Source organism: Hungatella sp. SL.1.14 (assembly GCF_024460495.1).
GTDB lineage: Bacteria > Bacillota > Clostridia > Lachnospirales > Lachnospiraceae > Hungatella > Hungatella hathewayi.
In genome coordinates, this window is the sequence record NZ_JANFYJ010000203.1 from 1 (window position 1) to 348 (window position 348).

The 348-nt window shown below is 39.9% G+C and carries 1 protein-coding gene; it reads right to left on the reverse strand.

Translation table 11 applies throughout. The annotated features are described in order from the left end of the window. Positions 1 to 235, reverse strand: a 235-nt coding sequence (locus tag NE473_RS30680; RefSeq protein WP_256265603.1) for a transposase, incomplete at its 3' end; no start/stop codon positions are given. Between the last annotated feature and the right edge of the window lie 113 nt (positions 236 to 348).

Sequence of the window (348 nt, forward strand, 5' to 3'; positions counted from 1 at the left end):
CTTTTAACAGCCCTTTTTCTGCCGCCTGACCCAGAATTCCATTCAGTAACTGTTTCAGCTGATACTCCGTTGCGATATGTTTCCTGCGAAATTTATAAAGCAGGCTGGGATCGCAAATTTTCTCCTCTGGGCTTAAATCGAGAAAAAATTTATATGCGAGGTTGTAGGAGGCTTCCTCTACCACTTCACGGTCAGATAAATTTTTCAGCCGTTGAAGAAAAATCAGTTTTAACATGAATTCCGGTTCTCGTGCCGGTCTCCCAAACTTCTCACAGTAACTTCATTTTAAAAGATCATTGGCAAAACTAAAATCAATTAGTTCTATTACCTGCCTGAAAAAATGGTCCT